Genomic DNA, 23,776 nt, shown 5'->3' on the forward strand with positions numbered 1-23,776 from the left:
ATGAAGCCGGTGCGGCTGGGGGATTTGTCGGTGGGCTTTGTCCACACCTTGGCCGATGCCATCCACAGCCATGGCCTGGACCCGCAACCGCTGCTGCTGCAATACGGTCTGGACCCGGCGCGCCTGGCCGAGGCAGGTGCACGCTTGTCGATCCCGCGCTACATGCGCCTGGGCCACGCCGCCATCCAGCTCACCGGCGACCCCGGCCTGGGCCTGCGCATGGGCCAGCTCAGCCGCTTGAGCCAGGCGGGTCTCGCCGGTGTTACCGCGGCCCAGGCGCCCACCGTGCGCGAAGCCGCCCGCACCCTGACGCGCTTCGAAGCCTTGTACGGCTCCAACTATCGCGGCCAATCAAGCTTTCACGAGGATGCCGACGGCGCCTGGTTGCGCTTCTATTCCATCAGCCCGTACAACGCCTACAACCGGTTTGTGGTGGACTCGATCATCGCCGGCTGGCTGCATCAATTGTCGAGCCTGAGTGCGCAACCGGTGCAGGCGCAGCGTATCGAAATCGAGTTCCAGGCCCCCGACTACAGCGAGCACTACAGCGTGCTGGGGGACTGCCCGATCCAGTTTGGCGCCGAGCACAATCAACTGCGCCTGAGCCAGCAGACCCTGGCGCTGCGCAATCCGGAACATTGCCCGAGTACCTGGCAATTACTGGTGCAGTTGTGTGAACGGGAATTGGAGCAGTTGACGCGCACCCGCAGCCTGCGCGAGCGCATTACCCGGTTGCTCGGGCCGATGCTCAATGGTGGCCGGGAACCCGACCTGGAAGAAGTGGCGGCGCGTTTGAAACTGCCGACCTGGACCTTGCGGCGCAAGCTGGCGGAAGAAGGGACTCAGTTCCGGGCGATTCTCAACGACACTCGCCGCGACCTGGCCATGACCTACATTCGCGATACCGAACTGGCGTTCGGTGAAATTGCCTATTTGCTCGGTTTTGCTTCAGCGGAAGCCTTTCAACGGGCCTTCAAGCGCTGGAACAGCCAGACCCCAGGGGAATTTCGCCGCAGTCAGCGGCATTCCGCCTGACGTCTGTCTTACAGCTCGGTGGCATCATCGGCCGGATCCAGCGGATCCAGTTCAAAGGCGTGGTACTCGAGCAGTTCTTCCTGGTAATCGTCCATTGTTGACTCCTTGTTTTATGAAAAGGGGTTGCTTAGTGACCTGCACAACCAGCCTAAAGTGCCGTCATGACGAAAAAATGTCCGGGGCATGACGTTCCTGCACTTCAAGATTAAACGTAGCAGTGTCGACTGGATTTAGCCGGAGGAATTTTAGATGCAACTGCAATCATTGCAATTGCAATCATAAGCAAGAATCCATTAGGGTAGGGGCACCCGTTGCCAAGCGACCCAGCCCATGACTGCCGCCACCGAACGCTCCGCCCTGATCTGTATCGACGCCTTGAACGCCGCGCAGCAGCCCCGCTGCTCGCCGCTGTACAGCGTGATGAGCATGGCCAACACCCTGGAAACCAGCCGACAGGCGTGGGTGATTCGCGGCCAGTCGCGCTCCCGCCGTGTGGTGAGTTGGCCCACCTGGTTCGCGCGCAATACCGGGGAAAAGCCAATGTTGTACCTGCACACGGCCGCTTCATCGGCGCAGTTGCGGGCGTTGTCCGGCGAGACTCGCCAGCGGGGTATCTTGTGCAACGACAGCGCAACCCTCCCCTCGCCTTCACTGCCGCTGTGGCTGGCTGGCAACCCTCAGTGCACGCCTTATGATCCGGCCTCCGGCGCAGAAACCCGGGCGATTGTGCTGGCGGGTTTGCAGACGTTGTATGTCGAGGGCAAGCCAGGGTTTTTCTACCTGGCTCTGCACGATCAGCACGATGGGCCGGTGCTGAGCCCGCAGGATCGGGACGATGCGCTCAGGGGCATGTACCGGGTCCGGCGCTCATACACGAGTGAATTGAGGGTGCGGTTGCTGGGTGCGGGTCGAGCGTTTGAAGAAGTCGTGCACGCCGCGCAGTTGCTCGAAACGGATTGGAACGTCGAGGCGCAACTGTGGAGTTGCCCCAGCTACACACGGCTGGCCCGTGAGGCACAGGCGGCGCAGCGCTGGAATCGCCTGCACCCTTTGGCACCGAAGCGCAGCTGCCATCTGCGGGATTGCCTGGGAGGCAATGCCGCGCCGGTAATCGCGGTCACGGGCTACCCGCAGCCGATCGTCGATCAGCTCGCGGCGCATGTGGATGCACGGTTTGTACCGTTGGGTGCGGGCTCGGTAGAGGCGTCAGCCCCGAGTCGTTACTGGATTGCCACGCTGGCGTTGAAGGCACTGGCGGATGACGGATGTATCGAAGCAGAACACGTCGAAACCGCCCTGCATCGGTATCACCTGAAATGACGATCTGTAATCCATCACAGATCAAATGTGGGAGCGGGCTTGCTGTGGTGAGCGGGCTTGCCCCGCGTTGGGCTGCGAAGCAGCCCCATCAATCTGTGGTGAACCCGACGGGGGACAAGCCCCCTCACCACAGCAAGCCCGCTCCCACACTGGATCTTCGTCGCCTGGAGTCTTTGCGTCAGGTCTTACGCCGCCCCCGGGTCTGCACACCCGCCTCCATCGCCAACCCTGCGGTGCGTTCCAACGCCTCGGCAAAGCCCCGGCGCTGCTCGCTGTCGAGCTGGGACAAAAACAACTCATCCACGCTGCTTTCGTAGATTTTCCACATTTTTTTACGCAACACCCGGCCCTCTTCGGTGATCGAGACGAAAGCTGCCCGCCCGTCACCGTCGGAGCGCGAACGCACCACCAGGCCGTCCTTTTCCAGGCGGTCGACCAGGCGCGTCAGGTTGTAGCGTTCGATGGCCAGCACATCGGCCAATTCGTGCATGCGCCGGGTGCCGTCGGGGCCGCTTTCCAGGCCCCACAAGGCGTCGTACCAGGCGTAAGGCGGCAGACCGGCATCGGCCAGGCGCCGTTCGATTTCACGGATGACCGTCCTGTGGGCCCGAACAAAACGGAACCAGACATCAGGCTCTTTCGACGACATGCAACACCATCCGAGGAATTTCAAGAAGGTTGCAATAGTAGCTCATCCCGCGCTAGATTCAGCCATGTAGTTGCAATTGCAACTACATTCGCAAAGCTCCCACAAAGAGCCCACACGCTGAAACCCGTCCACCCTGGAGCCTGACATGACCCCGAACACTGCAGTACGCCTCGACGACGACCCACAGGAAACCCGCGAATGGCTGGAGTCCATCGAATCGGTGTTGTCCACCGAAGGCCGCCCGCGCGCGCATTACCTGATCGATCAGTTGCTGGATTTCGACGTGGCGCGGCATGGCGACTTCTACGGGCGGGTGACCACGCCTTACGTCAACACCATTCCGGTTGATCGCCAGTTGCCCTACCCCGGCAACCTGGCCACCGAGCGCCGGCTGAATGCGTTTATCCGCTGGAACGCCATGGCCATGGTATTGCGGGCCGGCAAGCACTCAGGCGTGGGTGGGCATATCGCGACGTACGCGTCGGCCGCCGTGCTGTATGACGTAGGCTTCGACCACTTCTTCCGTGGCCGCACCGACAGCTTCGATGGCGACCTGGTGTACATCCAGGGCCACTCTGCACCGGGCATTTACGGGCGCGCCTACCTCGAAGGCCGGATCAGCGAGGCGCAGCTGGACAACTTCCGTCGGGAAGCCGGTGGCGACGGTTTGTCGTCCTATCCGCATCCACGGCTGATGCCGGACTTCTGGCAATTTCCTACCGTGTCGATGGGCCTTGGGCCGATTACCGCCGCGTATCAGGCGCGCTTTATGCGCTACCTGGAATTCCGCGACCTCAAACAGCATCAGGGCCGCAAGGTGTGGGCGTTCCTCGGTGATGGAGAGATGGACCAGCCGGAATCCCTGGCGGCCATTTCCCTGGCCGGGCGCGAGAAACTCGACAACCTGATCTTCGTGGTCAACTGCAACCTGCAACGCCTGGACGGCCCGGTGCGCGGCAATGCCAAGGTGATCCAGGAATTCGAAAGCCTGTACCGCGCCGCTGGCTGGAACGTGATCAAAGTGATTTGGGGCGGCGGCTGGGATGCGCTGCTGGAAAAGGACAACAGCGGTTTGCTGCGCCAACGCATGATGGAGTGCGTGGACGGCGACTATCAGAATTACAAATCGCAAAACGGCGCCTACGTGCGGGAACACTTCTTCGGCAAATACCCGGAGTTGCTGGCGCTGGTGGCGGACATGTCCGACGACGATATCTGGAAACTCTCACGGGGCGGCCATGACCCGGACAAGGTCTACAACGCCTATGCCGCCGCCGTGCGCCACAGCGGGCAGCCGACGGTGATCCTGGCGAAAACCGTCAAGGGCTTCGGCATGGGCGAAGCCGGCGAAGGGCAGAACATCAACCACCAGCTGAAAAAGATGGGCGCGGAGGCCGTCAAAGCCTTTCGCGATCGCTTCGGGCTGGAAGTGGCCGACGATCAACTCGCCGAAATCCCCTACCTCAAGCCCGCCGCCGACAGCGAAGAAGCCCGCTATTTCGCCGCCCGCCGTCAATCACTGGGCGGTTACGTACCGGCCCGCCACAGCGCGGTCGAGTCGTTGAAGATCCCGGAACTGGACGCCTTCGCCACCCAGCTCAAGGACACCGGCGAACGCGCGATCTCCACCACCATGGCCTTTGTGCGCATCCTCGGCACGCTGCTCAAGGACCCGAACCTGGGCAAACTGATCGTGCCCATCGTGCCGGACGAATCCCGCACCTTCGGCATGGAAAGCCTGTTCCGCCAGATCGGCATTCACTCCGCCGTCGGCCAGCTCTACACCCCACAGGATGCCGGCCAGCTTTCCTACTACAAGGAGAGCAAGGACGGACAGATCATGCAGGAAGGCCTGAATGAATCCGGCGCCATTTCCTCGTGGATCGCGGCGAGCACCTCCTACGCCAACCACGGTTTGATGACCGTGCCGTTCTACATCTTCTATTCGATGTTCGGCTTCCAGCGGGTCGGCGACCTGGCCTGGGCCGCAGGCGATGCACGGGCGCGGGGCTTCCTGCTGGGGGCGACCGCCGGGCGCACGACGCTGATGGGTGAAGGCCTGCAGCATGACGATGGCCACAGCCATGTGCTGTCGTCGGTGATTCCGTGCTGCATTTCCTATGACCCGACCTTTGCCTTCGAGCTGGCGGTAATTATTCGCGAGGGCATGCGCCGGATGTACGTCGAGCAAGAGGACATTTACTACTACATCACCCTGCTCAACGAAAACTACCCGCACCCGGCAATGCCCGAAGGCGTCGAGGACGGAATTCTCAAGGGCATGTATCGGTTACAGGCGGCTGAGGACGCCGCACAACCAAGGGTGCAATTGATGGGCAGCGGTTCGATCCTGCGGGAAGTGATGGCCGCCGCTGACTTGCTGCGCGATGACTTTGCCGTGGCCAGCGATGTGTGGAGTGTCACCAGCCTGACCGAGTTGCGCCGTGAAGGCCATGCCGTGGAACGCTGGAACCTGCTGCACCCGGAAAGCGAACCGCGTACCAGCTATGTCGAGCAGTGCCTTGAGGGGCAAGCGGGTCCCGTGGTGGTCGCCACCGATTACATGAAGATCTTCGCTGACCAGATCCGCCCGTTCGTGCCGGGCCGGCGCTTTGTGGCGCTGGGCACTGATGGCTTCGGGCAGTCGGATACCCGCGAAACCTTGCGTGAGTTTTTTGAGGTGGACCGCTACTTCATCGCGCTGGCGGCCCTGAAGGCACTGGCGGACGACGGCCTGATCAGTCGCGCCAGGGTGGCGGAGGCGATCAGCCGCTACGGGATCAACGTCGACAAGGCCAACCCCGTAGCGGTGTAGTTACTGCGCAGGCGTCGGCAGGGGCGGAATCGCTTCGGTCGGCGCCGGCAGCGTCGGCTGGGTAGCCTGCGGCGCAGGGGCCGGGGTTTCCTTGGGAGCAATCGGCGCGGGTTCTGCCGGCGGTGCAACCGGCTCCGATGCCGCAGGCTCTACCGCTGGCGTCACCGGGGCTGCCGGTGTGGCGGGCACTTCTTTCGGCGCTTCTTTAGGCGCCTCGACCTTGTCAGCCGCCGGGGCTGCCTTGGGTTCCGGGATGCCCAGGTCAGCCTTGGGCTTCTCTGGAATATGCGCAGCCTTTTTCACTTCCTGGGGCAGGAAAACGTCCACCAGCGCGAAATAACGCTCATAAAATTTCGGCGCAGACACGGTCTCGCTGGCCACCTTGACCATGGAGTCGTCGGTGGAGCCAATCGGCATCGACACCGAGCCCAACACACCCACGCCGAGGCTGGCGGAGTTGTTGACCTTCTTCAGCGCATAGCGGTCCTGCAAGGCGTTGGCGAACATCGTCGAGTGATGATCACCGCTGCCATCGTCGGCACACACCACGTTGAAACTGATTTGCAGGTGAGTCTCGCCGGTCTGCTGGAAACTCTTGTTACCCACCACCAGCTTCGGATCGCTGCTGGTGATGATGTAACCCTGGCTCAACAGCGCACGCCGCGCCGCTTCGCAGGCCGCGGTGTCACTGACCGGGTAATCACGGGAAAACGTACCGGAGTCGTCGAAATTCTCATGTTCATAAATAGCGGTCTTGGGTGACGAGCAGCCCGCAGCGCCCGCCAGCACCAGCGCCAACCCGAGGCTACGCAAGTGAAATGATGTCGACATCGAAAATCCTGAGGAAAACAGTCAGGGCGGTATTGTGCAACAGAACGTGGCCTTGGCGCGCGAATTCCTGTCGGTAAAACGTCACAGCCTTACGGGACGGTGTCTGCAGGAAAAAGCCGCTCGCCCATATGGTCGATAAACACGCGCAGTTTCGCCGAGGCATGGCGACTTGATGGCCAGAGCATCCAGAAGCTGCCGCTGTGTTCCAGGTAATAGTCCAGCACCCGTTGCAGCCGGCCCTGCTCCACCGACTCCCGGACCATAAAGTCCGGCAGGCAGGCAATCCCCAGGCCTTCATGGGCCACGTGCATCAGCGATTCGATGGTGGTGGAGACCAGCGGTGCACGCAGGACCGGCTCCGGCATGCCCGGCTCCGGGCGCAGCGGCCAGGCTTCCAGCTTGCCGGTGGCGCAGAACTTGTGGCGCAGGCAGGCGTGGTTGTTCAAGTCCCGGGGCTGACGCGGCGTGCCGTGCAGGCGCAGGTACTCGGGGGAAGCCACCAGCACCAGGCGGTAATTCCCGAGGTGGCGTGCCATCAAGCGTGAATCCTCGGGCTTGCCGGTGCGAATCACCGCGTCGAAACCTTCTTCGATCACGTCCACCATGCGGTCGGAGAAGTCCACGTCCAGCTCGATCTCGGGGTAGGCCCGCATGAAATCGGTGAGCACCGGCATCAACAGCCCGCGCACTTGCGGCAGACTGACGCGCAGCTTGCCCCGGGGCGTGGCGGAAGCCTGGCTCAGCTCCTGTTCTGCAGCCTCGACCTCGGCCAGGATGCGCCGGGAGCGTTCCAGAAACAGTGCGCCCTCGCTGGTCAACGTGATGCTGCGGGTGCTGCGATGGAACAGCCGCACACCCAGGCGCTCTTCAATGCGCGCAATGCTTTTGCCAATGGCCGAGGACGATACCCCCAGCAGGCGCCCGGCCTCGGTAAAGCTGCGGGTTTCCGCCACCTGCACAAACACTGAAATACTGCCGAGGCTGTCCATCGTCTCGCTCCCGAGGATTGCGGACGTTGGCGTCCGATAAGTTCGGAACCTTAGCCTGTTTTTCTCCACCGCGCAGCACCCTACTCTGGCTCCCTGCCCTTTCGTCTGAAACCCGGAGCCACGAAACATGAGCGACAGCGCCTTATCTTCCCCGAGCCTTGCGGCGAGCCGTGAACGGCTGCCCCTGGGCGGTTTGCTGGCACTGGCAACCGCCGGCTTTATCACGATCCTCACCGAGGCCATGCCGGCGGGCCTGCTGCCGCAAATGGGCGCCGGTCTCGGAGTGTCCGACGCCCTGGTGGGCCAGTTGGTAACCCTCTACGCCCTCGGCTCGTTGCTGGCGGCCATTCCCCTGACCATCGCCACCCGTGGCTGGCGCCGGCGGCCGTTACTGATGATTGCCATCGGCGGGTTTGCCTTGGTCAACAGCGTGACGGCGTTCTCCAGCGACTACCTGTTGACCCTGGTGGCCAGGTTCTTCGCCGGGGTGTTCGCGGGGTTGCTCTGGGCGCTGCTGGCCGGTTACGCCAGCCGCATGGTTGCACCGCACCTGCAAGGGAGGGCGATTGCCGTGGCGATGCTTGGCGCGCCACTGGCGTTGTCACTGGGCGTGCCTGCCGGGACATTCCTGGGCACCACGGTGGGCTGGCGCCTGAGCTTCGCGATCATGAGCGGCCTTACGGTACTGCTGCTGGCGTGGGTGCGCTGGCAGGTTCCGGACTTTGCCGGGCAGCGAGCGGAAAAACGCCTGGGGCTGCGCCAGGTATTGGCATTGCGGGGGATTCGTCCAGTGCTGTTTGTGACCTTCACCTACGTGCTGGCCCACAACATTCTCTACACCTATATCGCGCCGTTCCTGGTGCCCGCCGGAATGGCCGCAGACATCGACCAAGTGTTGCTGGTATTTGGCCTGGCCGCGCTGCTGGGCATCTGGATTGTGGGTGCGCTGATTGATCAGCGGCTGCGCGCCTTATTGGTGATCAGCTGCGGGATGTTCGCATTGTCGGCCCTGGCACTGGCGTTCTGGATCACCTCGGCGGCCGTCATCTACACCACGGTGGCGTTGTGGGGGCTGGCGTTTGGCGGGCTTCCGGCATTGCTGCAGACGGCGCTGGCCAAGTCGGCCGGGGATTCAGCCGACGCCGCGCAGTCGATGCTGGTCACCGTGTGGAACCTGGGCATCGCCGGTGGCGGGCTGCTGGGCGGCATGTTGCTGCAGGGTTGGGGCGTGACGTCGTTTCCATGGGCCGTCGTCGCATTGGTCGTGCTGGCCCTGCTGGCGACACTTCGTTTAAGCGATGTTTAAACAGAACGTGACGTGATGTTTCTTAACTCTTATGATCGCACCGGGTGCGCTGCTGCATACGCTACAGCGCAGGTTAAAGGATAAGCATTGGTCGGGCCGCCAATGGAGACTTGTCGTGCCTGATAAACACCCTGCTATTCCTCGCCCCCAGGTTTTGGTTGAAGGCGCCCTGTCTGCGCTGGAACGGTTTTCACGCATCGAAGCGGTCAGCGGCATCGTGTTGCTGCTGGCGGCGATCATCGCGCTGATCTGGGCCAACAGCCCCGTTGCCGATTCCTACGAACACTTCTGGAACACCCCACTCACCATCGGGCTGGGGGACTTCACCGTCTCGCGCTCATTGCACTTCCTGGTGAACGACGGGCTGATGACCATCTTCTTCCTGGTGGTGGGCGCCGAGATTCGCCAGGAGATCAGGGACGGCGCACTCGCCAACCTGAAGCTGGCCACCTTGCCCCTGGGTGCTGCGCTGGGTGGCGTGCTGATGCCGGCGCTGATTTACACCCTGCTCAACCATGGCACCGTAGCGGCCAGCGGTTGGGCGGTACCCACTGCCACCGACATTGCATTTGCCGTGGGTGTGCTGGCGCTGTTGGGTAAATCCATCCCCGCCGGCGTGCGCATCCTGCTGCTGGCGCTGGCGATCATTGATGACATCGTCGCCATCCTGATCATCGCGATTTTCTATACCGCCAGCCTGGACTACATGGGCCTGGTGATTGCGGCCTGCGGGCTGGCGCTGGTGCTGATTTTTCAGCGGATGGGCATTGGCAAGGCGGTTGTGTACCTGTTGCCGGGGGCGATTGTCTGGTTTGGCCTGCTCAAGACCGGTGTGCATCCTACGCTTGCCGGCGTGATGCTGGGCCTGATGACACCCGTCACGTCCAGGCCCACCCGGGAACGCCCTCTGGACACCATCGGGCGCACGTTCAACGAGCTGATGGAGCGGCTTTCGCAATCGGCTGAAAGTGCCCATCAAGTCGCCAAACCATTAAAGCAACTGAGACAGGCCCAGCGGGAAATGCTGCCGCCGGTGCAACGTATTCAAGCGGGCTTGCACCCGTGGGTGGCCTTTGGCGTCATGCCACTGTTTGCCCTGGCGAACGCAGGGGTGAGCCTGCAGGGGTTCAACCTGGACGACCCGCTGCCCCACGGCGTATTCATGGGCGTGATACTGGCGCTGGTGCTCGGCAAGCCGCTGGGTGTGATGCTGGCGAGCGTGGCGTTGGTGAAACTGAACATCTGCCAATTGCCGGAGGGCGTGACCTGGAACGGCGTCGCCCTGGTGGGCCTGCTGGCGGGAATTGGATTCACCATGTCGATCTTCATCTCGTCGCTGGCCTTCTCCGACCCGACGCTGCTGTCGGCTGCCAAGCTGAGTGTGCTGACGGCGTCGTCCCTCGCCGCCGTGATTGGCCTGAGTTGGGGCAAGCTCAAGTTTGCGCGCTGACTCAATCGTGGGTTGACGGCTGTTGAGTCAAACCGGAAATCGCGGCGACGACCTTCGTCACACTCTCGGCGACCGCGATTTCCCCGTTTAATCGAATGGCCGGTGTCGTCAGTTGCTTGAGCCACCGCTCATGCCTGGGCCGGCTGCGCCCGGCCCGGTTGCCCGCCTCATAGCTCTCGGCCCATATGAGAAACTTCTGATGGTTCTCGTGCATATCCCCGCCCGGCAAGATCCGCGTGCCGAACCGTTGCAACTCCCGCGACTTCAAGCGCTCTATTCGCAGTGCCGTTGGCGTATCGACGAACACCACCAGGTCCGCCTCTTGAATCACCTCGGCGCCCCAGCCGTCCATTGATCCGGACAGCACCCAAGGGCCGCCTGCCAGCGCTTGAGTCAACAGCGCGACCCGTTCTTCAGGGGGGCGTGATTTCTCAAAGGGAGGATCCGTTGGGTACCAGTAGTAATCATCGACATCCACATGCGGCAGGTTAAGCCTGTCAGCCAAGGCGCCGCCCAACGTGCTCACGCCTGCGCCCGAAGCCCCGCTGATATAAATCCGTTTGCTCACTGTTTGGCCTCCTGGGTTACGTATCTGAATACTACGTAAAAAAAAGACCCCGGCCTCTTCAGGCCGGGGTCTTTTCATTCAGGCGGTAACGAGATCAGAACTTCTTGATCTCAGCCTTGGTTTCCAACTGCTTGCGATAGGCGGCGAAGTCTTGCTGGCCGACACGGGACGCGAGGAAGCGGCGGTACTGAGCCTTCTCGTCATCGGTCGGTGCAGCCGCTTCGTTGACCGCGTTCAAGCGCACGATCATCAGGCTACCGTCTGGCAGGGTCACGCTGGTGAAGGTCGGCTTGTCCTTGGCCGCAGGCTTTGGCATGCGGAACAGGGCTTGCAGCACCGCTGGCTCGACACCTTCCTGGCCACGGGTGGCCGCTTCGGTGACTTTCCAGGCCTGGCCATCAACCGGCTGGTTCAGCGGTGTCTTGCCATCACGCAGGCTGGCAATCAGCTCGTCCGCGTGAGTCTTCGCCGCAGCGCTTGCGCGCTCCTTGGTCAACTGGGCGCGGATGGCAGTGGCAACGCTTTCCAGCGGCAGCTGGGTTGGCTTCAAGTGCTCTTTGGCACGCAGCACCACGATGGTTTCCGGATCCAGCTCGATGGCGGTGCTGTTGGCACCTTCATCCAGTACCTCAGGGCTGAATGCAGCGGTGACCACGGCACGGTTTGCGGCGATACCTTCGCCACCTTCACGGCCAAACGGCGCAGAGGTGTGCACGGTCAGCTTCAGGTCCGACGCCGGCTGGGCCAGGTCGGAAGCTTCGAATGCAGCGTCTTCCAGCTGTTTGGTCGCATCGACGAAACGCTGTTCAACCTGTTGGGTCTTGAGCTCGCGGGTCAGCTTGTCTTTCAGGCTGGCGAACGATGGCACTTCCGGTGCTTCAACGCCCAACAGCTTGATCAGGTGCCAGCCGAAGCTAGAACGCACCGGTGCCGAGACCTGGTCCTTGTTCAACGCATACAGCGCTGTTTCGAAGGCTGGGTCGTAGACGCCAGGACCCGCGAAACCGAGGTCACCGCCGTTGTTCGCCGAACCCGGATCCTGGGAGAACTCTTTCGCCAGAGCTTCAAACTTCTCGCCCTTGGCCAGGCGTGCCTGGATCTCTTCGATCTTGGCCTTGGCCTGCTCGTCCGTTGTCTTGTCGTTGACTTCAATCAGGATGTGCGCCGCACGACGCTGTTCAGCGAGGTTGGCGGTTTCTTTCTGATAGAGGGCTTGCAGCTCATCGTCCTTGACCGCGACCTGGTCGAAGAAGGAAGCCTTCTTCAGCTCCAGATAGTCGATGACCACCTGGTCCGGAGTCATGAACTCTTTGGCGTGCTGGTCGTAGTAAGCCTTGACCTCGTCGTCGGTGAGTTTCACCGCCGCAGGGTTGGCCTTGACGCTGACGGTGGCGAAATCGCGGGTCTGTTTTTCCAGACGGGCGAACGCCAGTACTTCGGCATCGGTGACAAAACCGCTGCCGGCAATGCCTGCACGAACCTGGCCGATCAGCATTTCCTGGCTCAGCATCTGACGGAATTGCATACGGCTGTAGCCCAGCTGACGGATCACCTGGTCGAAACGCTCGGCGTTGAACTGGCCATCCACCTGGAATTCCGGTGTCTGCAGGATCACTTGATCCAGCGCAGCTTCGGAGAAAGCGAATTTCGAATCGGCCGCGCCTTGTAGCAGCAGCTTGCGATCGATCAGGCCTTTGAGGGCGGCGTCGCGCAGCAGCTTTTCGTCCAGCAAGGAAGCATCGAAGTCCTTGCCCAGCTGTTGCATCAGCTGACGACGTTGCATGTCGACGGCCTGGCCCAGTTCGCTTTGGGTGATTTCTTCACCGTTGACCTTGGCCACGTCCTGCTTGTTGTTGGTCGAAGCCTGAAAAATAGCCTCGATACCGGTGAACGCCATCAATGCGACGATGATCCCGATAATGGTCTTGGCAATCCAGCCTTGTGAATTGTCCCTGATATTCTGCAGCATGCGTCCCCCAGAAACGGTTGAACTTCAAAATTAGGCAACCGTGGAGCGTGGGTAGAGTCCGGATAGAAGAAAGGCGCATCCGAGGATGCGCCTTCTCGTAACTGGCGGAGCGGACGGGGGTTTGAACCCACACCCCCGGCGTGGCGACCCGATGGATACTTGGGTCAGCTGCCGCTCCGCTGCCAGGCCAGACCTGCGTCCGACCCGGATGGGTAAGGCTTGAACGAAGCTTAGTTAACCGCTTCTTTCAGGGCTTTACCGGCTTTGAAACCTGGTTTTTTGGCAGCGGCGATTTGCAGAGCCTTGCCAGTCTGTGGGTTACGGCCAGTGCGAGCTGGACGATCGGTCACAGAGAAAGTACCGAAACCAACCAGTACCACAGAGTCGCCGGCCTTGAGAGCGCCAGTGACGGATTCGATTACTGCGTCCAGCGCACGGCCAGCAGCGGCTTTCGGGATATCAGCAGATGCAGCGATAGCATCAATCAGTTCCGACTTGTTCACTCTAAGTCCCCTTATATCTATTGAGTATGATTCTAAGTTTTTTGGTGAAAGCAAAAACCAGTGCTGAATGGCCTACAGACACTTAAGAGCCGCTTTATAACAAGGGCTCTAAAAAGCTGTCAAGGAAGCCCCCAGGCTTAAACGTATTAATGCGTGCTAATTCTTTCCTTAGAGTCAGTCTCGCGTTTTTCGTCCTTCGCGACTATCTCCGGAGCCACATCTGGTAAGGGCTCCGGCGCGTATTGCAGCGCAATTTGCAGGACCTCGTCAATCCATTTAACCGGTTTAATCTGCAGATCCTGCTTGATATTGTCAGGAATCTCCTTCAAGTCGCGAACATTCTCTTCAGGAATGATCACGGTCTTGATACCACCCCGGTGTGCAGCCAGCAATTTCTCTTTGAGGCCACCAATGGCCAGTACCTGGCCACGCAGGGTAATTTCCCCGGTCATGGCCACATCGGCGCGCACCGGAATGCCGGTCAGGGCTGATACCAGTGCCGTGCACATGCCTACGCCAGCGCTAGGGCCGTCTTTCGGGGTCGCCCCTTCCGGCATGTGGATGTGAGTGTCGTGCTTCTCGTGGAAGTCCAGGGGGATCCCCAGGCTCTTGGCGCGGCTGCGCACCACGGTCTGCGCGGCAGTGATGGATTCGACCATCACGTCACCCAGGGAACCGGTCTTGATCAATTGCCCCTTGCCCGGAATAACCGCGGCCTCGATGGTCAGCAATTCGCCGCCCACCTGGGTCCACGCCAGGCCTGTGACCTGACCCACCTGGTCCTGCTGCTCAGCCAGGCCGTAACGGAATTTACGCACGCCCAGGAAGTGTTCCAGCAGGTCGGCAGTGACCTTCACCGAGAAGCGTTTTTCCAGCGCATGTTCCTTCACCGCCTTGCGGCAGATCTTCGCCAGTTGACGCTCAAGGCCCCGTACACCGGCCTCGCGGGTGTAGAAACGAATGATGTCGCGGATCGCGTCGGCATCAAATTCGATCTCGCCTTTTTTCAGGCCATTGGCCGCAATCTGCTTGGGCGAGAGGTATTTGACGGCGATGTTGATCTTCTCGTCCTCGGTGTAACCCGGCAGACGAATCACCTCCATCCGGTCCAGCAGGGCTGGCGGAATATTCATCGAGTTGGAGGTGCACAGGAACATTACATCGGACAGGTCGTAGTCGACTTCCAGGTAATGGTCGTTGAAATTGTGGTTCTGCTCGGGGTCGAGCACTTCCAGCAACGCAGAGGCCGGATCGCCACGCATGTCGCTGCCCATTTTGTCGATTTCATCGAGCAGGAACAGCGGGTTGCGCACACCCACCTTTGTCATCTTTTGAATCAATCTTCCTGGCATCGAACCGATGTAAGTCCGGCGATGACCACGAATTTCCGCTTCATCACGCACACCACCCAAGGCCATGCGCACGAATTTACGGTTGGTTGCGTGGGCAATCGACTCCGCCAGGGAGGTTTTACCTACACCAGGAGGACCGACCAGGCACAAAACCGGACCGCGAATCTTCTTCACGCGCTTTTGCACGGCGAGGTATTCGAGGATACGTTCTTTAACTTCTTCGAGCCCGTAGTGATCGGCATCCAGAATGTCTTCGGCACGGGCCAGGTCCAGACGCACTTTGGTCTGGGCCTTCCACGGCACCTGCACCAGCCAGTCGATATAGGAACGAACCACAGTGGCTTCGGCCGACATCGGTGACATTTGCTTGAGCTTGTTCAGCTCGGCAGTGGCTTTGGTCAAGGCGTCTTTCGGCAGGCCGGCGGCATCGATGCGCTTTTTCAGCTCTTCGATTTCGTTATGGCCTTCCTCGCTGTCACCCAGCTCTTTCTGAATGGCCTTCATCTGCTCATTCAGGTAGTACTCGCGCTGGCTGCGCTCCATTTGCTTTTTGACACGGCCACGGATGCGCTTCTCAACCTGCAGCAGGTCGATTTCGGCATCCAGCAGCGCCAGGACGTGTTCGACCCGGGCAGACAAATCGATGATTTCGAGAATGTCCTGCTTCTGCTCGATCTTCAGCGCCATGTGCGCGGCCATGGTATCGACCAGGCGGCTTGGCTCATCAATGCTGTTGAGGGAAGAGAGGACTTCTGCAGGGACTTTCTTGCCCAGTTGCACGTATTGCTCGAACTGGGACAGCAGGCTGCGAACAAACACTTCAGATTCGCGCTCAGGGGCGTCGACTTCGTCGATCAGCGCCACTTCGGCACGCAGATGGCCGTCCACTTCCATGAAGCGTTCGACCGCACCGCGCTGCTCACCTTCCACCAGCACCTTGACGGTGCCATCAGGCAGCTTGAGCAGTTGCAGGACAGTTGCAACGGTACCAACGCGATACAGGGCATCTTCGCCTGGATCATCGTCAGCAGGATTTCTCTGGGCCAGCAGCAGGATCTGCTTGTCGCCCGTCATCGCGGCCTCGAGGGCTTCGATAGACTTCTCGCGCCCCACGAACAGCGGGATAACCATGTGCGGATAGACGACGACATCACGCAACGGCAGGAGAGGCAATTCGATGGTTGTCTTCATGATTTCGCCTCTATGACAGATGAAAGTAAGCTTGAAACCAAGATGGGGGCTGCCTGCAAAAAAAACAAGCGTAATGGCATCAGTTAAACGCAGTAAAAACAAAGGGGCCCCTGAAGGCCCCTTTATTTTGTACAGCTCGGCGGTGCAACGCTTACGCGTCTGGCGCAGCCTTGGCAGCCGGCTCACTGTTTTCGTAGATATACAGTGGCTTGGACTTGCCTTCTATGACGCTTTCGTCGATCACCACTTTACTCACCTCGGACTGCGAGGGGATTTCGTACATGGTGTCGAGCAGTACGCCTTCGAGGATCGAGCGCAAACCACGAGCGCCGGTCTTGCGCTCCAGTGCCCGCTTGGCCACCGATTTGAGCGCGTCAGCACGGAACTCGAGGTCCACACCTTCCATCTCGAACAACTTGGCGTATTGCTTGGTCAGGGCGTTTTTCGGCTCGGTGAGGATCTGCATCAACGCAGCCTCATCCAGCTCGTCCAACGTCGCCAGGACCGGCAGACGGCCAACGAATTCCGGGATCAGACCGAACTTGACCAAATCGTCAGGCTCGACTTCACGCAGGGATTCACCGACTTTCTTGCCTTCTTCCTTGCTGCGTACTTCTGCACTGAAGCCAATGCCGCCACGGGTGGAACGGTTTTGAATAACCTTTTCCAGACCGGAGAACGCACCGCCACAGATGAACAGGATGTTGCGCGTATCAACCTGAAGGAATTCCTGCTGTGGATGCTTGCGGCCGCCTTGTGGCGGTACGGAAGCAACAGTACCTTCGATCAGTTTCAACAGCGCTTGCTGCACGCCTTCACCGGAAACGTCCCGGGTGATCGACGGGTTGTCGGATTTGCGCGAAATCTTGTCGATTTCATCGATGTAGACAATGCCCATCTGGGCCTTTTCCACGTCGTAATCGCATTTCTGCAGCAGCTTCTGAATGATGTTCTCGACGTCTTCACCTACGTAACCGGCCTCGGTAAGCGTGGTTGCGTCGGCGATGGTGAAGGGAACGTTCAGCAGGCGAGCCAGGGTTTCTGCAAGCAGGGTTTTACCCGAACCTGTAGGACCGATCAGCAAGATGTTACTTTTGCCGAGCTCGACATCGTCACTTTTCTTGTCACGCTGGTTCAGACGCTTGTAGTGGTTGTACACCGCTACGGCCAGAACCTTCTTTGCACGCTCTTGACCAATCACATACTGATCAAGGATGCCGCTGATTTCTTTAGGCGAAGGCAATTTATGCGCGCTGCTTTCGGCCTGGGCTTCCTGCACCTCCTCACGGATGATGTCATTGCACAGGTCGACGCACTCGTCGCAGATAAACACCGAGGGGCCGGCAATCAACTTGCGTACTTCATGCTGGCTTTTGCCACAGAAGGAGCAATAGAGCAGCTTGCCGTTGTCCTCGCCGTTGCGGGTGTCAGTCATTCGTTCGATCCAAATCCGATAGGCTTGCAACACAAGATGAAGGCTATTGAGGGCTTTTTCAAGCCCACTGGTGGTCGGACCTGCCGACCAGCCCTATTTTGAGCTGCTTATATTAAGCGGGGCGCTTTTCGATCACTGCGTCGATCAACCCGTATTCACGTGCGGCTTCGGCGCTCATGAAATTGTCACGGTTGGTGTCGCGCTCGATCTCTTCCAGGGTGTGCCCGCTATGTTTGGCCATCAGCGTGTTGAGACGCTCACGAATGAAGAGGATTTCCTTGGCATGGATTTCGATGTCCGATGCCTGGCCCTGGAAACCGCCCAGTGGCTGGTGAATCATCACGCGTGAGTTCGGCAGGCAGTAACGCTTGCCCTCAGCACCAGCGGTCAGCAGGAAAGCACCCATGCTGCACGCCTGACCGATACAGGTGGTCGATACGTTCGGCTTGATGAACTGCATGGTGTCGTAGATCGACATGCCAGCCGTTACCGAGCCGCCCGGGGAGTTGATGTAGAGATGGATGTCCTTGTCCGGGTTTTCCGCTTCAAGGAACAGCAGCTGCGCACAGATCAGGTTGGCCATGTAGTCCTCTACCGGACCAACCAGAAAGATCACTCGCTCCTTGAGCAGGCGCGAGTAGATGTCATAGGCGCGTTCGCCACGAGCAGATTGCTCGACAACCATCGGGACCAGGCCGCCAGCGGCCTGGATATCAGAGTTCTGCTGAATATACGAATTACGGAACATGCTCTGCAGTTACTCCCAAATAGTCATGTCTTGAATACGCATAAGCCAGCGCGAGGCTGGCTTATGGGTGTATTTTCAAACGAGTTGAGCGATCAGTCGGCTTGTGCTGCTTCAGCCGGCTTGACTGCTTCTTCGTAAGAGACCGCTTTATCGGTCACCTTAGCCTTCTGCAGAACAGTATCCACAACTTGCTCTTCCAGCACAACCGAACGCACTTCGTTCAGCTGCTGGTCGTTCTTGTAGTACCAGGACACAACAGCCTCAGGCTCCTGATAGGCCGAAGCCATTTCCTGGATCATTTCGCGAACGCGGGTTTCGTCAGGCTTGAGGTCGAATTGCTTGACCACTTCAGCCACGATCAGACCCAGCACAACGCGGCGCTTGGCTTGTTCTTCGAACAGCTCGGCCGGCAGTTGGTCAGGCTTGATGTTGCCACCGAACTGCTGAACAGCCTGCACGCGCAGACGATCAACTTCGTTGGACAGCAGGGCCTTAGGCACTTCGATCGGGTTGGCAGCCAGCAGACCGTCCATCACCTGGTTCTTGACCTTGGATTTGATGGCCTGACGCAGTTCACGCTCCATGTTCTTGCGAACTTCGGTGCGGAAACCTTCGATACCGGTTTCCTTGATGCCGAACTGGTTGAAGAATTCTTCGTTCAGTTCTGGCAGCTTAGGCTCGGAAACGGTGTTGACGGTCACGGTGAACTCGGCGGTTTTGCCAGCCAGGTCCAGGTTCTGATAGTCAGCCGGGAAAGTCAGGTTCAGAACGCGCTCTTCGCCGGCTTTGGCGCCAACCAGGCCGTCTTCGAAACCAGGGATCATGCGGTTGGAACCCAGCACCAGCTGAGTGCCCTTGGCGGAGCCGCCAGCGAATGCTTCGCCGTCTACCTTGCCAACGAAATCGATGTTCAGCTGGTCTTCGTTCTGGGCAGCACGATCGGCCACTTCAAAACGGGTGTTCTGCTTGCGCAGGATTTCCAGCATGTTGTCCAGGTCCGAATCAGCCACTTCAGCGCTCAGGCGCTCGATGGCGATGGAGTCGAAACCGGCAACGGTGAACTCCGGGAACACTTCGAAGGTTGCGATGTATTCCAGGTCCTTGCCTTTTTCCAGCACTTTCGGCTCAACCGAAGGAGCGCCGGCCGGGTTCAGCTTCTGCTCAACCACAGCTTCGTAGAAGGAAGACTGGATGACGTCGCCTACTGCTTCCTGGCGCGCATCAGCTTCATAACGCTGACGAATCACGCTCATTGGCACTTTGCCCGGACGGAAGCCGGCAATCTTGGCCTTTTGGGCAGTCTGCTGCAGACGCTTGTTGACCTGAGTCTCGATGCGCTCAGCCGGCACGGTGATGCTCATGCGGCGCTCAAGAGCAGAAGTATTTTCAACAGAAACTTGCATGGATATTCCTCGTTGCACAGACGTTAGCCGGCCGTTTCCGACCCCAGAATCAAGGGCATGCATTCTAGTGGGTCAAACTCAAGAAGTCACCCTACTGAAAACGGGTAAAAAAGCAGCAGGCAATTTATAGGTGCGAATGCACGAATGCACCTCGCCCCGGTAGCAAATACATCCCATCACGCCAGGGCTCTGCGCCAACCCTTCTATATATAGAAGCGGCTGCCGATCATCTCCCTGACAACCGACCCTGCGAGCAAGGCCGGCGGGCAGCGCGGCATCATCGAGCAACATAAATACGACGAAACGCCCTGCCCTTGCAGCCCAGCACCTGCGACCGCGTTGAAACTTCAAACCGCTGAAACAAAAAAGGCGCCAGACTATTAATCTGGCGCCTTTCGAAATATGGGGTGGACGAAGGGGATCGAACCCTCGACAACGGGAGTCACAATCCCGTGCTCTACCAACTGAGCTACGCCCACCATATTGCGTGACCAAAAAGCCTGTCAAAACGGCTATTTGTTGAGCCTCGCGATGACCAGCAGGCCTTCACGAAACTTATTTGGTGCGGATGAAGAGACTCGAACTCTTACGCCTCGCGGCGCTGGAACCTAAATCCAGTGTGTCTACCAATTCCACCACATCCGCATGAAGCTCTTAAAGCAAAGGCGCCAGACTGTTAATCTGGCGCCCTTTGAATATGGGGTGGACGAAGGGGATCGAACCCTCGACAACGGGAGTCACAATCCCGTGCTCTACCAACTGAGCTACGCCCACCATATTGCGCTACTTGTGCCAAAGCTGCCTAATGGCGCACCCGGCAGGACTCGAACCTGCGACCATCCGCTTAGAAGGCGGATGCTCTATCCAGCTGAGCTACGGGCGCCTTATTAATCTGTACTCTTGGAGGATTACAAACTAACCAGTGCTAGGCTGTGCCCGACAAGTGCGACGAATAGTATAGATGGACCCGAAACCCGTCAAATCCTTTTTATAAAAAATTCATTTTATTTAAGGGGTTAGGGGAATTTGCAGACCAAGCGCCTTTGCCCTCACGCCATGGCATGCGAGAATGCGCGCACTTTTCTTCCCCCTCTCGATGGTTAATCACGCGTAATGACTGCACAACTTATCGACGGCAAATCAATCGCCGCCAGCCTGCGCCAGCAGATCGCCAAACGAGTCGCCGAGCGCAGCCAACAAGGCCTGCGCACGCCGGGCCTCGCGGTGATCCTGGTCGGCAGCGATCCTGCCTCTCAGGTTTATGTCTCGCACAAGCGTAAAGACTGTGAAGAGGTCGGCTTTATTTCCAAAGCCTACGACTTGGCTGAAGACACCACCCAGCAAGCCCTCACCGACCTGATCGACAGCCTCAACGACGATCCGGCCATCGACGGCATCCTGCTGCAGCTGCCGTTGCCCGAGCACCTGGACGCGTCCAAATTACTCGAACGCATCCGCCCGGACAAAGACGTCGACGGTTTCCACCCTTATAACGTCGGCCGCCTGGCACAGCGCATCCCGCTGCTGCGCCCGTGCACCCCGAAGGGCATCATGACCCTGCTGGAAAGCACCGGCGTCGATCTGTACGGCCTGGATGCCGTAGTCGTGGGCGCATCCAACATCGTCGGGCGCCCGATGGCCATGGAACTGTTGCTGGCCGGCTGCACCGTGACGGTCACCCACCGCTTCACCAAGGACCTGGCCGGCCACGTCGGCCGCGCCGACCTGGTGGTGGTTGCCGCCGGCAAGCCGGGCCTGGTCAAGGGTGAGTGGATCAAGGAAGGCGCCATCGTGATCGACGTGGGCATCAACCGCCAGGACGACGGCAAGCTGGTGGGCGACGTGGTGTACGAAACCGCCCTGCCCCGTGCCGGCTGGATCACCCCGGTACCGGGTGGCGTTGGCCCGATGACCCGCGCCTGCCTGCTGGAAAATACCCTGTACGCAGCCGAAACCCTGCACAGCTAATAACCAGCCGCTCTGAAAAAGCCCTGCCTTATCGCAGGGCTTTTTATTGGCCGGATAAAAAGTACTTTTTTCTTTGTTTTTAAGGGGTTTCATCTGTTTTCAGAAGAACATTCGACAGTTTCTGATCCATACTCCTAAAATGTAACGGCATTTATCAGAAAGTCCGTGCAGAACGGTATATCCCTACTTTTTTAGCGAGTTCATCCGCGTGAAAATTCATCTTTCCATTGTCAGCCTATTTTTTGCATTTACAGGCACCTTCGCGAGCGCAAGCGAAACCACGATCGCCCCCCGCGACATGTCCACCCTGCACATCGCCTCCGGCAGTGCAATGGTGGTGGACCTGCAGACCAACAAGGTCATCTATGCCAGCAACCCGGATGTCATCGTGCCGATCGCCTCAGTGAGCAAACTGATGACCGGCCTGATCGTGCTGGAAGCCAAGCAGAACATGGATGAATACATCGACATCAACATCAAGGACACGCCGGAGATGAAAGGCGTGTTCTCCCGGGTCAAGATCGGCAGCGAGATGCCGCGCAAAGAGATGCTGCTGATTGCCCTCATGTCCTCGGAAAACCGTGCCGCCGCCAGCCTGGCCCACCACTACCCGGGCGGTTACCCGGCGTTTATCGCGGCGATGAACGCCAAGGCCAAGGCGCTGGGCATGACCAGCACCCATTATGTTGAACCTACCGGCCTGTCGATCCACAACGTGTCTACCGCCCGCGACCTGAGCAAGCTGCTGGCCGCCGCACGCAAATACCCGATGCTCAGCCAGTTGAGTACCACCAAGGAAAAGACCGTCTCGTTCCGCAAACCCAACTACACCCTGGGTTTCTCCAACACCGACCACTTGATCAACCGCGCCAACTGGGACATCAAGCTGACCAAGACCGGCTTCACCAACCAGGCCGGCCACTGCCTGGTGCTGGTCACCAGCATGGGCAATCGCCCGGTGTCGCTGGTGATCCTCGACGCCTTCGGCAAATTCACCCATTTTGCCGATGCCAGCCGTATCCGCAGCTGGGTCGAGACTGGCAAGAGCGGCTCCGTGCCAGACGTGGCTTTGCGCTACAAGGCTGACAAGAACCTGAAGAACCGCCCACGGGCAAATGTCCAGGTGACCGAGTCCCGCTGACAGGTAAATAGCGGCATAAAAAACGGCGCCCTTGAGCGCCGTTTTTTATTTGGCCTGACTGGCCAGAGTCTTGACCGCCTGGGCCGCTGCCTGTTCCTGGCCCGCCTGGGCCGTGGCGCTGGCCGCCTGCTGCCAGCGCTGGGCGTCGACCTTGACCGGCAACTGGGTAGGCCGCTGAATCAGCACGGCCCACTTGCCGCCGTCTTTCCACGCCGACTCAAAGGCGCTGAAGTCCATGGGCATGCGACGCGCCAACCCCGACCGCAGCAGCACCATGCTCTTCTGCTTGTTGTAGCCCACCACCACGACATACCGCGGCCCCGCCCAGAAGGTCGAACCCTGGGTGATACGCGCCATCACCGGGTACCCGGCCGCGACCTGCGCCAGCATCGCCGGCAACTGGTCGTCCAGCGGGTACACCAGCATCCCGTATTCACGGGCCAGCACCTGCATGTTGCGCTCAAGGTCTGCCTCGGCGCCCGGCAAATGCAGCGGCTTATCCAGCAAGCCCGGTGTAATCACAATGCCTTGTTGAGACAGCATGCTGGCCAGAGCAGCCGGGCCACCGAGGTAAGTCTCACCGCGAAACGCCGGCACGCCCTTGAGCTCGACGCTCTCCGGCAGGCCCGGGATGCTCGTGGGCTTTGGGTGCGAGGAGCAGGCTGCCAGCCCCATGAAACAGGCTGCGACCCACCAGGAGGTTTTAATGTTCGAGGGAAACCGCAACTTCGTCACTCACTTGATCAACGGCCGACGTGGGCCCTGATCATAGGACGCTCTTGAGCGCGGGTATAGCCTTGTACCGCAGTAAAAGGCCCGCCATAGAGCAAACAAGTTGGACGCACACGACCATTGGTCAATAGCAGGCAACCTGCGGATAGCTAGACTGTCCATTGAGAAGACAGTGTGTGCCCTGTACCGGGCGAAAGGAGGCACTTATGAGCCTGACAACAACGATTCTGCTTTTGATCTGTGGCTGGCTGGCCGTCGCCGCCGCCATGCTCTGGGGCGTGATGCGCGTAACCCGTCGCCACCATCACCCTCAAGTAAAACCCGCAGCACCCGGCAAGCTGCACAAACCCGCCGGGCACCACGCCTGACGC

The 23,776-nt window shown here is 59.6% G+C and carries 19 protein-coding genes and 4 tRNA genes; 8 read left to right on the forward strand and 15 right to left on the reverse strand.

Annotated features, from left to right (window positions below; all coding sequences use genetic code 11):
* Both P3C29_RS21210 and P3C29_RS21215 read left to right on the forward strand, forming a co-directional pair.
* Positions 1–1,035 (forward strand): AraC family transcriptional regulator, encoded by a 1,035-nt coding sequence (locus P3C29_RS21210; protein ID WP_201124831.1) that lies wholly within the window; start codon positions 1–3, stop codon positions 1,033–1,035.
* 330 nt (positions 1,036–1,365) lie between these two features.
* The gene (locus tag P3C29_RS21215; protein WP_275965362.1) at positions 1,366–2,355 is read left to right on the forward strand and encodes a pyruvate dehydrogenase; all 990 of its coding nucleotides are present in this window, start codon (positions 1,366–1,368) and stop codon (positions 2,353–2,355) included.
* A gap of 178 nt (positions 2,356–2,533) precedes the next feature.
* Here the strand turns inward: P3C29_RS21215 and P3C29_RS21220 are convergent, their stop codons facing one another.
* Positions 2,534–3,004 (reverse strand): MarR family transcriptional regulator, encoded by a 471-nt coding sequence (locus P3C29_RS21220; RefSeq protein ID WP_010166862.1) that lies wholly within the window; start codon positions 3,002–3,004, stop codon positions 2,534–2,536.
* A gap of 145 nt (positions 3,005–3,149) precedes the next feature.
* On the opposite strand from P3C29_RS21220, the gene aceE reads away from it, so the two are divergent.
* Positions 3,150–5,819: a pyruvate dehydrogenase (acetyl-transferring), homodimeric type gene (gene aceE, locus P3C29_RS21225; protein WP_275965363.1), complete on the forward strand. Its 2,670-nt coding sequence runs from the start codon at positions 3,150–3,152 to the stop codon at positions 5,817–5,819.
* Here the strand turns inward: aceE and P3C29_RS21230 are convergent, their stop codons facing one another.
* Positions 5,820–6,650, reverse strand: a complete 831-nt coding sequence (locus tag P3C29_RS21230; protein WP_010166859.1) for a DUF2242 domain-containing protein — start codon at positions 6,648–6,650, stop codon at positions 5,820–5,822.
* A gap of 89 nt (positions 6,651–6,739) precedes the next feature.
* On the reverse strand, positions 6,740–7,639 hold the full coding sequence (locus P3C29_RS21235) for a LysR family transcriptional regulator (RefSeq protein ID WP_010166856.1): 900 nt from the start codon (positions 7,637–7,639) through the stop codon (positions 6,740–6,742).
* Between the two features lie 127 nt (positions 7,640–7,766).
* On the opposite strand from P3C29_RS21235, the gene P3C29_RS21240 reads away from it, so the two are divergent.
* A complete protein-coding gene (locus P3C29_RS21240; RefSeq protein ID WP_201124834.1) occupies positions 7,767–8,945 on the forward strand; it encodes an MFS transporter in 1,179 nt (392 codons plus the stop codon).
* Positions 8,946–9,060: 115 nt separating this feature from the next.
* Positions 9,061–10,395 (forward strand): Na+/H+ antiporter NhaA, encoded by a 1,335-nt coding sequence (gene nhaA / locus P3C29_RS21245; RefSeq protein WP_169389162.1) that lies wholly within the window; start codon positions 9,061–9,063, stop codon positions 10,393–10,395.
* A 1-nt stretch (position 10,396) separates the two neighbouring features.
* Here the strand turns inward: nhaA and P3C29_RS21250 are convergent, their stop codons facing one another.
* The 11 genes from P3C29_RS21250 to P3C29_RS21300 all read right to left on the reverse strand — a co-directional run bounded on the left by P3C29_RS21250 (position 10,397) and on the right by P3C29_RS21300 (position 20,447).
* A complete protein-coding gene (locus P3C29_RS21250; RefSeq protein WP_275965364.1) occupies positions 10,397–10,963 on the reverse strand; it encodes an AAA family ATPase in 567 nt (188 codons plus the stop codon).
* A 94-nt stretch (positions 10,964–11,057) separates the two neighbouring features.
* Positions 11,058–12,932: a SurA N-terminal domain-containing protein gene (locus tag P3C29_RS21255; protein WP_275965365.1), complete on the reverse strand. Its 1,875-nt coding sequence runs from the start codon at positions 12,930–12,932 to the stop codon at positions 11,058–11,060.
* Between the two features lie 230 nt (positions 12,933–13,162).
* The gene (locus tag P3C29_RS21260; RefSeq protein WP_003174819.1) at positions 13,163–13,435 is read right to left on the reverse strand and encodes an HU family DNA-binding protein; all 273 of its coding nucleotides are present in this window, start codon (positions 13,433–13,435) and stop codon (positions 13,163–13,165) included.
* A 146-nt stretch (positions 13,436–13,581) separates the two neighbouring features.
* A complete protein-coding gene (gene lon, locus P3C29_RS21265) occupies positions 13,582–15,978 on the reverse strand; it encodes an endopeptidase La (RefSeq protein WP_003207858.1) in 2,397 nt (798 codons plus the stop codon).
* A 151-nt stretch (positions 15,979–16,129) separates the two neighbouring features.
* A complete protein-coding gene (gene clpX, locus P3C29_RS21270; protein ID WP_003207856.1) occupies positions 16,130–17,413 on the reverse strand; it encodes an ATP-dependent Clp protease ATP-binding subunit ClpX in 1,284 nt (427 codons plus the stop codon).
* Between the two features lie 112 nt (positions 17,414–17,525).
* Positions 17,526–18,161 carry an ATP-dependent Clp endopeptidase proteolytic subunit ClpP gene (gene clpP, locus P3C29_RS21275; RefSeq protein ID WP_003174822.1) on the reverse strand — a complete coding sequence of 212 codons (636 nt, stop codon included), beginning with the start codon at positions 18,159–18,161 and terminating at the stop codon, positions 17,526–17,528.
* A gap of 92 nt (positions 18,162–18,253) precedes the next feature.
* A complete protein-coding gene (gene tig / locus P3C29_RS21280; RefSeq protein ID WP_275965366.1) occupies positions 18,254–19,564 on the reverse strand; it encodes a trigger factor in 1,311 nt (436 codons plus the stop codon).
* 403 nt (positions 19,565–19,967) lie between these two features.
* A tRNA-His gene (locus P3C29_RS21285) sits at positions 19,968–20,043 on the reverse strand.
* Between the two features lie 81 nt (positions 20,044–20,124).
* Positions 20,125–20,209 (reverse strand) — tRNA-Leu (locus P3C29_RS21290).
* A 53-nt stretch (positions 20,210–20,262) separates the two neighbouring features.
* Positions 20,263–20,338 (reverse strand) — tRNA-His (locus tag P3C29_RS21295).
* A 32-nt stretch (positions 20,339–20,370) separates the two neighbouring features.
* Positions 20,371–20,447: transfer RNA gene (locus tag P3C29_RS21300), tRNA-Arg, on the reverse strand.
* Between the two features lie 230 nt (positions 20,448–20,677).
* Here P3C29_RS21300 and folD point away from each other — a divergent pair.
* Together folD and pbpG are read left to right on the forward strand one after the other, a co-directional pair.
* The gene (gene folD / locus P3C29_RS21305; RefSeq protein ID WP_010166832.1) at positions 20,678–21,532 is read left to right on the forward strand and encodes a bifunctional methylenetetrahydrofolate dehydrogenase/methenyltetrahydrofolate cyclohydrolase FolD; all 855 of its coding nucleotides are present in this window, start codon (positions 20,678–20,680) and stop codon (positions 21,530–21,532) included.
* Between the two features lie 208 nt (positions 21,533–21,740).
* Positions 21,741–22,673: a D-alanyl-D-alanine endopeptidase gene (pbpG, locus tag P3C29_RS21310; protein WP_029615757.1), complete on the forward strand. Its 933-nt coding sequence runs from the start codon at positions 21,741–21,743 to the stop codon at positions 22,671–22,673.
* 45 nt (positions 22,674–22,718) lie between these two features.
* On the opposite strand, the gene P3C29_RS21315 is transcribed toward pbpG, so the two are convergent.
* Positions 22,719–23,348 carry a peptidase C39 family protein gene (locus tag P3C29_RS21315; RefSeq protein ID WP_201124837.1) on the reverse strand — a complete coding sequence of 210 codons (630 nt, stop codon included), beginning with the start codon at positions 23,346–23,348 and terminating at the stop codon, positions 22,719–22,721.
* Between the two features lie 263 nt (positions 23,349–23,611).
* On the opposite strand from P3C29_RS21315, the gene P3C29_RS21320 reads away from it, so the two are divergent.
* The gene (locus P3C29_RS21320) at positions 23,612–23,773 is read left to right on the forward strand and encodes a hypothetical protein (RefSeq protein ID WP_010166825.1); all 162 of its coding nucleotides are present in this window, start codon (positions 23,612–23,614) and stop codon (positions 23,771–23,773) included.
* The last annotated feature ends 3 nt before the right edge of the window (positions 23,774–23,776 follow it).

The sequence above is a fragment of the Pseudomonas sp. 1912-s genome (assembly GCF_029269205.1).
GTDB lineage: Bacteria > Pseudomonadota > Gammaproteobacteria > Pseudomonadales > Pseudomonadaceae > Aquipseudomonas.

Coding starts and splice junctions, on each gene's coding strand:
- P3C29_RS21210 (WP_201124831.1), top strand. CDS start 1: ATGAAGCCGGTGCGGCTGGGGGATTTGTCGGTGGGCTTTGTCCACACC.
- P3C29_RS21215 (WP_275965362.1), top strand. CDS start 1,366: ATGACTGCCGCCACCGAACGCTCCGCCCTGATCTGTATCGACGCCTTG.
- P3C29_RS21220 (WP_010166862.1), bottom strand. CDS start 3,004: ATGTCGTCGAAAGAGCCTGATGTCTGGTTCCGTTTTGTTCGGGCCCAC.
- aceE (WP_275965363.1), top strand. CDS start 3,150: ATGACCCCGAACACTGCAGTACGCCTCGACGACGACCCACAGGAAACC.
- P3C29_RS21230 (WP_010166859.1), bottom strand. CDS start 6,650: ATGTCGACATCATTTCACTTGCGTAGCCTCGGGTTGGCGCTGGTGCTG.
- P3C29_RS21235 (WP_010166856.1), bottom strand. CDS start 7,639: ATGGACAGCCTCGGCAGTATTTCAGTGTTTGTGCAGGTGGCGGAAACC.
- P3C29_RS21240 (WP_201124834.1), top strand. CDS start 7,767: ATGAGCGACAGCGCCTTATCTTCCCCGAGCCTTGCGGCGAGCCGTGAA.
- P3C29_RS21255 (WP_275965365.1), bottom strand. CDS start 12,932: ATGCTGCAGAATATCAGGGACAATTCACAAGGCTGGATTGCCAAGACC.
- lon (WP_003207858.1), bottom strand. CDS start 15,978: ATGAAGACAACCATCGAATTGCCTCTCCTGCCGTTGCGTGATGTCGTC.
- clpX (WP_003207856.1), bottom strand. CDS start 17,413: ATGACTGACACCCGCAACGGCGAGGACAACGGCAAGCTGCTCTATTGC.
- clpP (WP_003174822.1), bottom strand. CDS start 18,161: ATGTTCCGTAATTCGTATATTCAGCAGAACTCTGATATCCAGGCCGCT.
- tig (WP_275965366.1), bottom strand. CDS start 19,564: ATGCAAGTTTCTGTTGAAAATACTTCTGCTCTTGAGCGCCGCATGAGC.
- folD (WP_010166832.1), top strand. CDS start 20,678: ATGACTGCACAACTTATCGACGGCAAATCAATCGCCGCCAGCCTGCGC.
- P3C29_RS21315 (WP_201124837.1), bottom strand. CDS start 23,348: ATGGGGCTGGCAGCCTGCTCCTCGCACCCAAAGCCCACGAGCATCCCG.
- P3C29_RS21320 (WP_010166825.1), top strand. CDS start 23,612: ATGAGCCTGACAACAACGATTCTGCTTTTGATCTGTGGCTGGCTGGCC.